Origin of the sequence: Novosphingobium sp. ST904 (assembly GCF_001298105.1) — a bacterium.
Taxonomy (GTDB): Bacteria; Pseudomonadota; Alphaproteobacteria; order Sphingomonadales; family Sphingomonadaceae; genus Novosphingobium.
On the sequence record NZ_LGJH01000157.1, the window covers coordinates 51,309 to 64,756 of the forward strand.

General features: G+C 64.7%; 13 protein-coding genes and 1 pseudogene. 7 read left to right on the forward strand and 7 right to left on the reverse strand.

The window, feature by feature from the left end; translation table 11 throughout:
• Positions 1–53: 53 nt before the first annotated feature.
• Entirely contained in the window at positions 54–1,367 is a 1,314-nt protein-coding gene (locus tag ADT71_RS20195; protein WP_054439692.1) for an MFS transporter, read from the forward strand.
• 48 nt (positions 1,368–1,415) lie between these two features.
• Here ADT71_RS20195 and ADT71_RS20200 read toward each other — a convergent pair whose 3' ends face one another.
• The 3 genes from ADT71_RS20200 to ADT71_RS20210 all read right to left on the reverse strand — a co-directional run bounded on the left by ADT71_RS20200 (position 1,416) and on the right by ADT71_RS20210 (position 2,556).
• Positions 1,416–1,640 carry a hypothetical protein gene (locus ADT71_RS20200; protein WP_054439694.1) on the reverse strand — a complete coding sequence of 75 codons (225 nt, stop codon included), beginning with the start codon at positions 1,638–1,640 and terminating at the stop codon, positions 1,416–1,418.
• Between the two features lie 198 nt (positions 1,641–1,838).
• Positions 1,839–2,021: a CsbD family protein gene (locus ADT71_RS20205; protein ID WP_054439696.1), complete on the reverse strand. Its 183-nt coding sequence runs from the start codon at positions 2,019–2,021 to the stop codon at positions 1,839–1,841.
• Between the two features lie 121 nt (positions 2,022–2,142).
• A complete protein-coding gene (locus ADT71_RS20210; protein WP_054439698.1) occupies positions 2,143–2,556 on the reverse strand; it encodes an EVE domain-containing protein in 414 nt (137 codons plus the stop codon).
• Positions 2,557–2,701: 145 nt separating this feature from the next.
• Here ADT71_RS20210 and ADT71_RS20215 point away from each other — a divergent pair, with 145 nt between their 5' ends.
• The 6 genes and pseudogenes from ADT71_RS20215 (at position 2,702) to ADT71_RS20240 (ending at position 9,126) form a co-directional block, all read left to right on the forward strand.
• Complete coding sequence (locus ADT71_RS20215) at positions 2,702–3,637, forward strand: isopenicillin N synthase family oxygenase (protein WP_054439872.1); 936 nt, start codon at positions 2,702–2,704, stop codon at positions 3,635–3,637.
• A 90-nt stretch (positions 3,638–3,727) separates the two neighbouring features.
• Entirely contained in the window at positions 3,728–5,437 is a 1,710-nt protein-coding gene (locus tag ADT71_RS20220) for a bifunctional diguanylate cyclase/phosphodiesterase (protein ID WP_231636062.1), read from the forward strand.
• A gap of 69 nt (positions 5,438–5,506) precedes the next feature.
• Positions 5,507–6,325 (forward strand): diaminopimelate epimerase, encoded by an 819-nt coding sequence (gene dapF, locus ADT71_RS20225; RefSeq protein WP_054439700.1) that lies wholly within the window; start codon positions 5,507–5,509, stop codon positions 6,323–6,325.
• Positions 6,322–7,535, forward strand: a pseudogene (locus ADT71_RS20230) (MiaB/RimO family radical SAM methylthiotransferase). The gene dapF and the pseudogene ADT71_RS20230 overlap by 4 nt, the downstream one beginning before the upstream one ends.
• The gene (gene ftsY, locus ADT71_RS20235; protein ID WP_054439702.1) at positions 7,532–8,473 is read left to right on the forward strand and encodes a signal recognition particle-docking protein FtsY; all 942 of its coding nucleotides are present in this window, start codon (positions 7,532–7,534) and stop codon (positions 8,471–8,473) included. The pseudogene ADT71_RS20230 and the gene ftsY overlap by 4 nt, the downstream one beginning before the upstream one ends.
• Positions 8,473–9,126 carry an inner membrane-spanning protein YciB gene (locus ADT71_RS20240; RefSeq protein ID WP_054439704.1) on the forward strand — a complete coding sequence of 218 codons (654 nt, stop codon included), beginning with the start codon at positions 8,473–8,475 and terminating at the stop codon, positions 9,124–9,126. The genes ftsY and ADT71_RS20240 overlap by 1 nt, the downstream gene beginning before the upstream one ends.
• 12 nt (positions 9,127–9,138) lie before the next feature.
• Here the strand turns inward: ADT71_RS20240 and ADT71_RS20245 are convergent, their stop codons facing one another.
• The 4 genes from ADT71_RS20245 to ADT71_RS20260 all read right to left on the reverse strand — a co-directional run bounded on the left by ADT71_RS20245 (position 9,139) and on the right by ADT71_RS20260 (position 13,445).
• Positions 9,139–10,248, reverse strand: coding sequence for an energy transducer TonB (locus ADT71_RS20245; protein WP_054439706.1), 1,110 nt, complete (start codon positions 10,246–10,248; stop codon positions 9,139–9,141).
• A gap of 69 nt (positions 10,249–10,317) precedes the next feature.
• Positions 10,318–12,276 (reverse strand): potassium transporter Kup, encoded by a 1,959-nt coding sequence (locus tag ADT71_RS20250; RefSeq protein WP_054439709.1) that lies wholly within the window; start codon positions 12,274–12,276, stop codon positions 10,318–10,320.
• 105 nt (positions 12,277–12,381) lie between these two features.
• Positions 12,382–13,050, reverse strand: a complete 669-nt coding sequence (locus ADT71_RS20255; RefSeq protein WP_054439711.1) for a cytochrome c biosynthesis protein — start codon at positions 13,048–13,050, stop codon at positions 12,382–12,384.
• A complete protein-coding gene (locus ADT71_RS20260) occupies positions 13,047–13,445 on the reverse strand; it encodes a cytochrome c-type biogenesis protein (RefSeq protein WP_082370474.1) in 399 nt (132 codons plus the stop codon). Before ADT71_RS20260 ends, ADT71_RS20255 begins: the two co-directional genes overlap by 4 nt.
• Between the last annotated feature and the right edge of the window lie 3 nt (positions 13,446–13,448).

Here is a 13,448-nt window from a genome sequence, read left to right on the forward strand (position 1 = left end):
ACCGCATTAAGTGTCGCGGCAACGATGAAGCGAGGCCGCCGAATTTTTCCGACATGACAACGACGACCCAACTCATCCGGGCCAGGAGATTCCTGCCCTTGTTCGTCACCCAGTTGCTCGGCGCGTTCAACGACAACCTGTTCAAGAACGCCATGGTGCTGTTCGTGGTGTACGGCGTCTACAACTCGGAGGCCGCCGAGGCGCGGTTCAGCGCGCTCGCTTCCGGCATCTTCGTGATCCCCTTCTTCCTGCTTTCCGCGCTGGCGGGCCAGATGGCCGACATGCGCGACAAGTCCAGGATCATCCGCATCGTCAAGCTGTGCGAGATCTTCATCATGCTGGTGGGCGGCGCAGGCCTCGCGCTGGCATGGAAGGGCATTGCCCTTCACACCACCGCCATCCCGCTGATGCTGCTGGCGCTGTTCGCGATGGGCATCCACTCCACCTTCTTCGGGCCGATCAAGTACGCGATCCTGCCGCAGCACCTGCGCGAAGGCGAAGTGCTTTCCGGCACCGGCCTCGTGGAGGCAGGCACTTACATCGCGGTGCTGGCGGGCACGATCGTGGCGGGCTGGATCAGGGTGGACATCGCCGCCGTGACCGTCGTGGTGATCGCCGCCATCGGCTATCTCGCCGGGCGACAGGTTCCCCCTGCTCCTCCGCTCGGAAAGCTGGAGCCGATCGACTACCATGTCGTGCGCTCCTCCATCAATCTCGTGCGCACGACGATGCAGGATCGCCGCGTGTTCCTGGCGATCTGCGCGATCAGCTTCTTCTGGGCCATCGGCACGGTGCTGTTCGTGCAGTTCCCGCCGCTTACCAAGAACATCCTCAACGCCAGCAAGGAAGTGGCCAGCCTGTTCCTGGTGATCTTCTCGGTCGGCGTGGCGATCGGCTCGGTGGCGATCAATGCGCTGCTCAAGGGCACCGTCTCGGCCCGCTGGTCTCCGCTTTCGGTGATCGGCATGGGCGTGTTCCTGGTCGCCTTCCAGGAAGTCTGCTCGATCTGGCCGCCGCACGACGGTCCCGAAGCGCTGATGAACGTCGCGGTCTTCGTGGTCCAGCCGCTGGCGGTGCCACTGCTGCTGACGCTGCTCGGCATTGCGGTGTGCGGCGGCATGTTCGTGGTGCCGCTCTACGCGTTCCTCACCACCTTCGTCGACAAGTCGCAGACGGCCCGCACGATCGCGGCGAACAACATCGTCAATTCGGGTGCGATGGTGGTCGGCGCCATGGCCACGGGGCTGATGTCGCTGCTCGGACTGCCGGTTGTGTTGCAGCTCGTCGTGGTGGCGATCAGCTGCGGCGCCTCGGCCTGGCTCGGTTTCCTGCTCTACCGTGCCGAGCGCGCCGCCCTGCCGGCCTGAACTGCCCGCAGGTTCCGTTCAGCACCCTTCAGGTGCCGTTCTGTCCGGTCAGGCAATGAAGGCCAGCGCAGCCACGAAAGTGGCGCAATAGGCCGAGAGAAAGCGGCGCCAGTCGCCGCCGTTCATGCGCCACGCCTCAGCCGCCGCGGCATTCTGCGCCGTCTCCGCAGCCTCGGACGTTACCGCAAGAGCCTTGCGCGGCAGGGACCGCCGGAAGGGATGGCCCGCACCCTCGCTGGTGAGGACAAGATCGCGTCGTGACATTCTCTGCATGAGACGCACCTTAAGAACTTGTTTACTCTTTTCCAGTCACCCGAAAGGATCATCTCGTTTCGGGACGAAAGTGTTCTCGTGAACAGATGAAGGACTTTTAACAAGCAGCTGGTTTCCCACGAAAAAGGGCCGCCAGCTGGCGACCCTTTCAACGCTTGCGCCGAACCGGCGGGGCGCGGTGTTCCCGAGGGAACTATGTCAGATGCGGTCGCCCAGTGCGCCCTTGACCTTGCCGATGCCCTGCTGGACTTCGCCCTTGGTTTCCTGCGCCTTGCCTTCGGCCTGCTGGGCCGGATCGTTGCGGGCCTTGCCGATCACCTGCTTGGCATTGCCGGCGACTTCGTTACCGAGGCCCTTCACGGTGTCCTTGAGCTTACCCATGGTCGATCTCCTTGCTTGTCCGGCGAAAGTCCGCCGTGTTCACGAGAGACAAACCCGCAGATGCCGCCGCAAGTTGCGTGCCTTCGCGCCGAGCCGTGCCGCGGCGAAGGCAAGACGAAAATCAGCCGCCCGCAAGAGTGAGGATGTAGTCCCATTCCTCAGGCGTCACCACCGCGACCGACAGGCGCGAGAACTTGACCAGTTCCATCTCGGCCAGCCTGGGATCGGCCTTGACCTGCTGGAGAGTGACCGGACGAGCCACCTTGCGCACGGGCTTGAGCTTCACCGCCGCCCACTTGCCCTCGGGATCGGTAGGATCGCTGAGGCCGGACTGGCTGATCGTGGCGATGCCGACGATCTCCTTGCCGATGTTGGAATGGTAGAAGAACACCTCGTCCCCCACCTGCATCGCGCGCAGGTTGTTGGCCGCACGGTGGTTGCGCACGCCGTCCCAGGTGCCCTCACCTTCCGCGACAAGGTCGTCCCAGCTGTAGGCGTCCGGTTCCGACTTCATCAGCCAGTAGCGCTTTGCCATAAATCGCCTTTCGATTTCGCCTTACGGCCAGAAACTTCTATGGGGGCCGCATAGCGATTCAATCGGCGGAGACAACACTGGTGATTCGGCGCCGTCATTCGCGCGTGCCGGTCACTGTCAGCCGATCCTTGTTTGGAAGACCATGATGAACCTTGCCCAGATTCCCGTTCTCAGCCTCGAAGGCGACCGCGCCGAATTCTCGCAGCACATCGGCGAGAGCTTTCGCACCTTCGGCTTCGCGATGGTCCGCGACCACGGCATAGACCAGGCACTGATCGCCCGCGCCTGGGCGCTTACCGAGCAGTTCTTCGCGCTCCCCGACGACGTCAAGCGCCGGTACTTCATCACCGGACAGGGCGGCGCGCGCGGGTATACGCCGTTCCGCACCGAAGTGGCCAAGGGCGCGACCGAAAAGGACCTCAAGGAGTTCTGGCACGTCGGCCGCGACCTGCCCGCCGGCTCGCCGCTCGCCGCCTCGATGCCGCCCAACATCTGGCCCGCCGAGATCGAAGGCTTCGAGGAAACCTTCACGGAACTCTACGCCCAGTTCGACAAGGCCGGCGCCGAGATTCTTGCCGCCATCGCGGTCTATCTCGGCCTCGATGCGCGCTGGTTCGATCCGGCCATCGAAGACGGAAACTCGGTCCTGCGCCTGCTGCACTATCCGCCCGTGGGATCAGGTGCGGGCGGTGCCATTCGCGCCGGCGCGCATGAGGACATCAACCTCATCACCCTGCTGCTCGGCGCGCAGGAAGCCGGTCTCGAACTGCTTGGCAAGAACGGCGAGTGGCTTTCGGTCGCGCCGCCCGAAGGCGCGGTGGTCATCAATATCGGCGACATGCTCCAGCGCCTGACCAACCACTTCCTGCCCTCGACCACGCACCGCGTCCGCAATCCCGAGGGCGACCGCGCCGCGCACAGCCGCTACTCGATGCCGTTCTTCCTCCACCTTCGCAGCGACTTCCCGTTCAGGACGCTGGAACAATGCGTGAGCGAGGAAAACCCGGACCGTTATCCCGTCAGCATCACCGCAGACGACTATCTGCAGGAGCGCCTGCGCGAGATCGGCCTCAAGATGTAAGACGACCGCGCGCGGTTCGGCCAACTTAACCAATATTTCAGTCCCCCTGCGCTAGCGATCCACCGGGGTTCAAGCGCAGGGGGACATCAGGTGAGCACAATCGGGGCCGCGCCAGACGGCGGCGACGGCGAGATTGCCGACCGTCAGGTCGACATCGTCGCGCTGGGCATCGTCACCGCGGCCATCCTGCTGTTCGTGGCGACGGGCAGCGCCATCGGCCCTTCGGTCGTGAAATCGCTGCTCGGCCAAGGTCCGGGGCCAGACCGATTCCTGCTCAACGCCTTCCTGCTCAACGTGGCGATCATCATCTTCGGGTGGAGCCGCTACCGCCAGCTTTGCGAGGAAATCCGCCAGCGCAAACGGGCAGAACAGCGCGCGCGCCACTTGGCCGAAACCGACCCGCTCACCGGCTTCCTCAACCGCCGCAGCTTCCACCGCGCGGTGGACGAGATGATCCGCAAGGCAGAGTTGCAGGGGCGCGCCGTCGTTCTGGCCATGATCGACCTCGACAACTTCAAGCAGGTCAACGACTACAACGGCCACAACACCGGCGACCGGCTTCTGCAGGAGTGCGCACGGCGGATTTCCGGTTGCCTCCCTCACCAGGCGCTGATCAGCCGCATCGGCGGTGACGAGTTTTCCGTCGCCATCCCCTTCGACCTTACCCGCGTGGACCGGATCGACCGCATCGCCGCGTCGCTCGTGGAGGCGATCGGGCAAAGCGCCTCGGTCAATGCGATCAATATCGAAGTGACCGCTTCGATAGGGCTCGCCCGATCCGACTTTCCTCCCGCGCACGGCGATCGCCCCGATGCCCGCGCGCTGCTCGAAATGGCCGATGTCGCCATGTACCATGCCAAGCGGCAGGGCCGGAACAGCTACTACTGGTTCGAGGCCCCGATGGCCGCCGAGATGCGCTTCCGCAATGAACTGGAATTCGGGATTCGCCAGGGAATTCCGCGCGGCGAGTTCGTGCCGTTCTACGAACAGCAGATCGACCTGCACACCGGCGAACTGACCGGGTTCGAAATGCTGGCGCGCTGGAATTCTCCGCAGTTCGGCATCGTCGCGCCCGATATCTTCATCCCCATCGCGGAAGAGATCGGCGCGATCGCCGACCTCTCGGAATGCGTGATCGCGCAGGCTCTCGACGATGCCAAAGGCTGGGATTCGCGCCTTACCCTTTCGGTCAATATCTCCCCGCTGCAATTGCGCGATCCGTGGTTCGCCCAGAAGCTGCTCAAACTCCTGCTGGAAGCGAGCTTCCCGCCGCACCGGCTTGAGATCGAGATCACCGAATCCTGCCTGCACCAGAACCTGGCCCAGGTCCGCACGCTGATCACCAGCCTGAAGAATCAGGGCATCAAGGTCAGCCTCGACGACTTCGGGACCGGCTACAGCTCGCTGGCGCTGCTGCGCAGCCTGCCGTTTGATCGCATCAAGATCGATCGCAGCTTCGTCTCCAGCCTGACCGACAACAAGGACAGCGCCGCGATCGTCCATGCCATCGCCATGCTGGGCAAAGGACTGGACATGCCCGTAACCGCGGAAGGGATCGAGACCAGCGAAGTGCTCTCGCACCTCCAGCAATACGATCAGATCAAGGGCCAGGGCTATCTCTACGGCCGCCCTCGCCCTGCCGCACAGCTCGCCGAATGGCTCGAAGGGATGGAACTCGTGGCCGACTCGGAAGCGATCAGCGATCTCGAAGCGCTGCGCAGCCAAATCGAGGCGAAGCGCGAAGCGGAACTCTCCAGCGCCGCCGAAAGCACTGACGACCCGCAAGCCCGCCAAGCCTGACCGGGCCCTGTCTGCCCGTCTTGCGGCTTTCTCTGGACCTGACGCGCCGCAGCGCATAAATCGCGCGCCATGCGGATCGATTTCACCAAGATGCATGGGCTCGGCAACGACTTCGTCGTGCTCGATGGACGCACCGGCGCGCTGCCGGTCGTGGATGCGGCGCTGGCCGCCGCGCTCGCCGACCGCCACACCGGCATCGGCTGCGACCAGCTGATCGTGCTGGCGCCATCGGATCTCGGCGATTTCCGCATGCGCATCTTCAATGGCGACGGTAGCGAAGTGGAGGCCTGTGGCAACGCCACCCGCGCCATCGGCCTGCTCCACGGGCGCCCCGCCACGATCGAGACGCTGGGCGGAATGCTTGCCACCACGCCTACCGATGGCGGCATCAGCGTGGAAATGGGCAAGCCCCGTTTCGACTGGGATGCAATCCCGCTCGGCTATCCGATGGATACGCACCGGATGCCGGTGGCCTGGGAGGAACTCGTCAATCCGATTGCGGTCAATGTCGGCAATCCGCACGTGATCTTCTTCGTTGAAGATCCATACCGGATCGACATGGCGCGCCTCGGCCCCCTGATCGAGACCGATCCGCTGTTTCCCGAACGCATCAACGTCAATGTCGCGGCCGTTACCGCGCGCGATGCCATCAGCCTGCGCGTGTGGGAGCGCGGCGCCGGGCTTACCCGCGCCTGCGGCACCGGTGCCTGTGCGACTGCCATCGGCGCGATGAAGCGCGGCCTCGTGGACCGCAAGGTCACCGTCACCCTGCCCGGCGGCCCGCTCGCGATCGAATGGCGGGAAGACGACGAGATCGTCATGACCGGCCCCGCGAGCGAATCGTTCCGGGGCTCGTTCGAAGCGGCGGACTACGGGATTCCAGATTGACCGTCGAAGTCCATTCGCTCGGCTGCCGCCTCAACATTTCGGAAAGCGAATCGCTGCGCGGGCTCTTGCGCGGCGTGTCGGAAGCCGATGGGGATCTCGTGGTCGTCAATTCCTGCGCGGTGACGGCCGAAGCGGTCCGTCAGACCCGTCAGACCATCCGCCGCGCTCGCAAGGAACGGCCGGACGCGCGCCTGATCGTCACCGGCTGCGCCGCCGAAGTAGAGCGCGAGATGCTGGCAGCCATGCCCGAGGTCGATGGCCTGGTTCCGAACACCGCCAAGCTCGACCCACGCGCCTGGAACGTGCCCGCCGTGACTGCCCCCGCCGAACGCCGCGCCTATACGCGCGGTTTCGTGCAAGTGCAGAACGGCTGCGACCATGCCTGCACGTTCTGCGTGATCCCGCAGGGCCGCGGCCCCAGCCGCTCGCGCAGCGTCTCCGAGGTGCTGCACGACGTGGCGGTCCACCTCGACAGCGGCGTGAACGAGATCGTGCTGACCGGCGTGGACCTCACGTCTTGGGCCAGTGATCAGGGAAGTGATCTGGGCCTTGATCACGCCGGCGCCCCTCGCCTCGGCGCGCTCTGCGAAGCGATCCTCGCGCGCTTTCCCGCTCTGCCCCGCCTGCGCCTTTCCTCCATCGATGGCGCCGAAGTGGACGAGACCCTGTTCGAGCTGCTGGCCGGCGAAGCGCGGATTATGCCGCATGTCCACCTATCGCTTCAACATGGCCACGATCTGATCCTCAAGCGCATGAAGCGCCGCCATTCCCGCGCCGATGCCATCGGCCTCGTCTCCAGCCTGCGCGCGCGCCGCCCCGAGATCGCCATCGGCGCCGACCTCATCGCCGGGTTCCCGACAGAGGACGAGGAGGCCCACGCGGCCAATCTCTCGATCCTGGGCGAACTGCAGGTCGTCCACGGTCATGTCTTTCCCTATTCGCAGCGCCCCGGCACCCCGGCGGCGCGCATGCCGCAAGTCATCCCGCCGCGATCAAGGCGCGCGCCGCGCAGCTGCGCGACAGGATCGCCGAAATCAGGGCGAGCTGGCTGGCCGGCCTCATCGGCCACCCGCTATCCGTGCTTGCCGAAAGAGGTGGGAAAGGCCATGCGGAAAACTTCGCGCCCGTGCGCTTGCCTGCCCATGCGCAGCCCGGCGCGCTGATCCGCGTTACGCCCGCAAGGGTAGTCGAAGGAATACTGGAATCATGAGTACCGAAGGCCAGCAGGCTGAACGCGACTGGTCCGACCGCCTGTTCGGGGGCTTTCGCAAGACCTCCGAACGCCTGAGCGAGAATCTCTCCGGCATCGTCGGTAAATCGAAGCTCGACGACGCACAGCTCGATGCGCTCGAAGACGCGCTGATCATGTCGGACCTCGGCCCCCGCGCTGCCGCCCGCATACGCACCCGCCTTGCCGAAGAGCGCTTCGAGCGTGACGCCGATGAGCGCGCGATCATGGAAGTGGTCGCCCGCGAGATCGCCGAGATTCTGCGTCCGGTTGCCAAGCCGCTCGATGTCGTCGCCTTCCCGCGTCCGCAAGTGATCCTCGTGATCGGCGTAAACGGCTCGGGCAAGACCACCACGATCGCCAAGCTGGCGCACTTGTTCCAGGAGCAGGATTATTCGGTCATGCTGGCGGCGGGCGACACTTTCCGCGCCGCTGCAATCGGCCAGCTCGGCGTCTGGGCCGACCGTCTCGGCATTCCGCTGATCAAGGGGCCCGAGGGCGGCGACCCTGCGTCGATCGTGTTCGATGCGGTCAAGGCCGCGACCGACCAGGGTATCGACGCTCTCATCGTCGATACCGCCGGCCGCCTCCAGAACAAGCGCGAGCTGATGGACGAACTGTCCAAGATCCGCCGCGTGCTCGGCCGCCTCAATCCCGAGGCACCGCATGACGTGGTGCTCGTGCTCGACGCCACCAACGGCCAGAACGCGCTCTCGCAGATCGAGATTTTCAAGGAAGTGGCGGGCGTCTCCGGCCTCATCATGACCAAGCTGGACGGCACCGCACGCGGCGGCGTCCTCGTCGCGGCGGCGGAGCAATACGGCCTGCCCATCCACGCCATCGGCGTCGGCGAGAAGATCGACGACCTGCGCCCCTTCAACCCGGACCTGCTGGCACGGGTCATCGCCGGAATCGCCTGATGAACGCCCACACCACCTCCGCGGAAAAGCCTAAGTCGAGCTGGGTCAACCTCGTCGTCGATTTTGGACCGCTGCTGGTCTTCTTCCTTGCCTACCGGCACTTTTCTCCAGCCGGCGAAGGCAGTACGATCGGCACCGTTTCCGCCGTCATCAAGGGCACTATCGCCTTCATGGTCGCCACCGTGATCGCGCTGGGCATCTCGAAATGGCGGCTCGGCCATATCTCGCCGATGCTCTGGCTGACGACAGTGCTGATCGTCGGATTTGGCGCGCTGACCGTGGTGTTTCACGACGCGTTCTGGATCCAGATCAAGCCCACCGCCGTCTACCTGATGTTTGCGGGCGTGCTGTTCTTCGGCCTGATGCGCGGCAAGGCCATGCTGAAGTATCTCCTCCAGTCCGCCTTCGAAGGGCTGACCGAGGAAGGATGGCTGAAGCTTTCACGCAACTGGGCCTGGTTCTTCCTGCTGCTCGCAGCGCTGAACACGGCACTGGTCTTCACCGTGAGCTTCGAAACCTGGCTTCAGGCAAAGCTCTGGGGCTTCACGGTGCTTTCATTCGTCTTCACCTTCTCCCAGCTTCCCATGGTGCTCAAGCACGGCATGGGCGAGGCCGCCAAGGAAGAAGTGATCGAGAATCCGCCGCACGACTGAGCGGGCCGCGATTCAGAATTCCGTTTCCGGCTCCACGGCATCTGCATCTGTCCGGGAGCCGGCCTGCGGTTCCATCGCGAACCTGACCCGCGCGACGCAACCCGTCGCGCCTTGCGGCGAACTTGCCAGCTCCGCCTGCTGCAGCATCTGGAGCGCCTGCCGCCCGAAAGCGTCGGAAGGCTGCGCCTGCACCACCCTGGCATTACCGATAGCGCCCCATGGGGCCACATCGTAGGCGATGATCGCCCACCCCTCGATACGGCGGCGGCCATAAGCCGGCGGAAAACGCAGTGAAGGCGGAACGGCCCACTGCTTTTCCGCGGGACAGCTCGCGTTCTCCGGCTGATCGCCGGGGCCGGGCATCGGCGGCGCCGGGACCGTGTCGGGTTTCAGCCAGTAGGGAAAACGACAGGCCTGCCGCGCTCCCCCGGTAAACCGCGATCTGGCGACGGCTTTGACGGATTCTTTTTCGAGCGCCTGGTTGCCGCTGCCCGTCATGATGCGGGCATGGACCGGCTTGCCATTTGCATCGAGGTCATAGGAGACCAGTGCCCACTCCCGCACACCGGGCTTCGCAGGTACTTTGCGAAAGTCCGGGTAGGCGCGTGTGAGAACCTGGGGCCGCGGACGCTCCATGCAGTCCCCCTCTCCCCACAAACGGCTCCAACCCTGTGCCGGCAATCGACCTGAAATCGGGTCCATCGTATAAGCCGCGAGATCGGCGATCGTGGCTGCTGCTATCGGTATCTCTTTCGGCGTGAAGGTGATCGAGCATCCTTCACGCGCCGCCGCCGGGAAATGGCTCGCCGCCAATGCCGGGCCGAGGTCGGCGCCGGGAGAATAACGGTCCTCGATGGAAATCGCCCGGCCCGAGGCGTCGATATCGAACCGCAGGGTGACGTCCCCGCGCGCCATGGAATCGCGCCACAGACCCTTCAAAGGATGGACCAGCCCGGCCGTGTCAACCGGCGTGCCGTCTTTGCAGGTCACCGGTCCCGGCGCCCAGCCTGCAAGGCTCGGCCCTCCAGAATCCCGCGCGCCGATCGTGTCGATCACGGGTAGCGGAGGCGGAACGAATCCCGCCGATGAGGGTGCGAGCAGCAAGCCAAACAAGAAGTTCATCGTCCCGGCTCCAGATCGTTTGCGCGAAAGCTAACACGATCAGAACACGGGATAATGACAAAATTCCCGTCAGATTTCGAGCTGACTGCCCAGTTCGACCACACGATTGGTGGGCAGGCGGAAGAATTCCATAGCACTGGCGGCGTTGCGCATCATCCAGGCGAAGAGCTTCTCCCGCCAGATCGCCATGCCGGGCTTGGCCGAAGGCACCAGCGTCTGACGGGAGAGGAAGAAGCTGGTCTTCATCATCTCGAACGGGCCGCCGCACAGTTCGGAATGGGCGAGCGCAGCCGGAATGTCCGTCTCTTCCATGAAGCCGTAGCGCAGCGTCATGCGATAGAAGCCCTGCCCAAGGTCGGTCACCGAGTAGCGCTCGGCAGGCTCGACATAAGGCACGTCCTGCACTTCGACCGTCAGAACCACCACGCGTTCATGCAGCACCTTGTTGTGCTTGATGTTGTGAAGCAGCGCCGAAGGCACACCGGCGTTGCTGGAGGCCATGAAGATCGCCGTCCCCGGTACCCGCGCGGCAGAACCGTGGGCGCTCTTGGCAAAGACGTTGAGCGGCAGCGCTGCCTCGGTCATGCGGTCGCGCATGAGGCGGCGGCCCTTGTTCCACGTCGTCAGCAAGGTGAAGGCGACGCCGCCGATCAGCAGCGGGAACCAGCCGCCGTCCGGCACCTTGGTGGCGTTGGCGGCGAAGTAAGCCCCGTCGACCACGAAGAAAGTGACGATGACGGGCACCGCCAGCCACAGCTTCCAGCGCCACAGCACGATCAGCAGCACGGCCATGAGGCACGTGTCGATCAGCATCGCACCCGTAACGGCGATACCGTAAGCGGACGCAAGGTTCGACGAATTCTGGAACACCAGTACCAGCACGATCACGCCGGTCATCAGGGCCCAGTTCACGAACGGGATATAGATCTGCCCGACCTCGTGCTCGCTGGTATGGCGAGTCGAGAGGCGCGGGATGAAGCCGAGTTGCATGGCCTGGTGGGTGATCGAGAACGCACCCGAAATCACCGCCTGGCTGGCGATGAAGGTAGCGCAGGTCGCGAGAATCACCAGCGGCAGGCGCAGGTTTTCGGGAGCGAGATTGAAGAACGGGTTCTTCATCGCCTCTGCCGCCGCAGAATCGTCCAGTCCGAGGATCATCGCCGCCTGGCCGAAGTAGTTTATCAGCAGGCAGGGCATGACCACGCCGAACCACGACAGCCGCAGTGGGCCGCGCCCGAAGTGGCCCATGTCGGAATAGAGCGCCTCGGCCCCGGTAACGGCCAGCACGACCGAGCCGAGCGCCAGGAAACCCAGCACCTTGTCGGTCATGAAGAACTGGATCGCGTACCACGGGTTCAGCGCCACCAGCACCGAAGGCATCTGCACGAGATGATAGATGCCGAGCACGGCAAGCACGGCGAAGTAGACCACCATGACCGGCGCGAAGAGCGCGCCGACCTTGGCGGTGCCGCTCTTCTGGATCACGAAGAGCGCGATCAGCAGCACCAGCGCGATGGGAAGTACCAGCGGTGCCAGCCGCGATTCGACCACGGTAAGGCCCTCGACCGCCGAAAGCACGGAAACCGCAGGCGTAATCATCGAATCGCCGTAGAACAGCGAAGTCGCGAAGACGCCGAGCAGGACGACCAGCGGGCCATAGCGGGACTTGCGGATCGCGCCGGAAATCAGCGCAACAAGCGCGAGGCTTCCGCCCTGCCCCTTGTTGTCCGCCCGCATGAGGATACCGACGTACTGGACCGAAACCACCAGCGTCATCGACCAGAAGATCAGGCTGACCACGCCGAGAATATGGAGTTCATCGATCGCCAGCGGATGCGGGCCGACGAACGTTTCGCGGAACGCATAGAGCGGGCTGGTGCCGATGTCGCCGAACACGACGCCAACGGCGCCAAGTGCGAGCTTGGTTATATTGCCGGAACCATGTCCCCCGGCGGCGGGGGCTTTGCGCCCCGTCGCCGGATCGATCACCGTCGGAACGACAGCCGTGTCCGAACTTGCATCACTCATTCCAGCGCCCCGTAATGGACTTGTCGCGTCAGCATTTCACCGCCCCGACAAGCGCCCGCCGTTAGCAGCATGATAAGAGCCTAGCAACGACCGTTAGCGCTGCGTTCATGGGCGGGCCGACATGTCCTCGGGATTCTGCCCGGAGGACTGGCTGGCAATGAAGGCGTCCAGCCGCTGCAATTGCTGCGCCAGCGGGCCGCGCCAACCGGCATCGGCCGGAGCGTGTTCGAGAAGATCGGCCCAGAGCGCCCGCGCTTCCGGCAGCTTTCCGGACTGCGCCATGGCAAGGCCGAGGAAGTAGGGAGGCCCCGGCGCCTTCGGATCGGCCGCTCCCGCCTGGCGATAGGCATAGAGCGAGGCCGGTGTCAGTACGCCTTCCGAGTGGGCGACGAGCACGTTACCGAGCGCCAGCCAGCCCTCAGAATTCCTGGGATCGTCCTCGATCGCGCCGCGCAGCAGGCCGGCGGCGTCGATGTAGTGACCGTTGCGGGCAAGGCCGTCGGAGATCACCACCCAGCGATTGCTGGTCGGAATGCCCTCGCGGCTCAGCTTGCCGCGCGCCTCCACGAAGAATTCGCCGGCCTCGGTGTCCTGCGCCTCGGCCGCCTCCTTGGGCGCGCCGGGCTCGCTGGGGCGCCCCTGCGCGGCATAGCCCGCAATCCCCAGCATCAGTGCGGCAGCAATGGCCTCACGCCCGCCCCTCGGCGCCTTGAACACGAACACGATCAGCACGAAGGAAACGATCGCGAGCAGCGCGACGAAGACCCAGGTCACAGCGAATCTCCCGGCACCGGGCCGCCCCGTCGGAACCGTTTGCGTAGCAGCAATGCCGCCAGCGCCAGCAGGAACAGCGGCACCGCAAACAACGGCCAGGTCAGCGCCGTCAGTTGCGGGGCATAACTGACATAGTCTCCGTAGCGTTCGATCAGCCAGCCACGAATCGCTTCGGGGTCCTCCCCGGCAGCGATCCGCTCCCGCACGAGCGAGCGCATGGAACCGGCGATGGGTGCGTCCGAATCGGCGATCGACTGTCCCTGGCACTGCAGGCAACGCAGCGTTTCCATCAACGTCTGGGCCTGTTGTTCCTTTGCGGGATCGTCAAGCTGGCGATAGGCATAAGGCGCGGTGGACTGCTCCTCCTGCGCCGCCGCGGGCAAGGCGGTCCACATGAT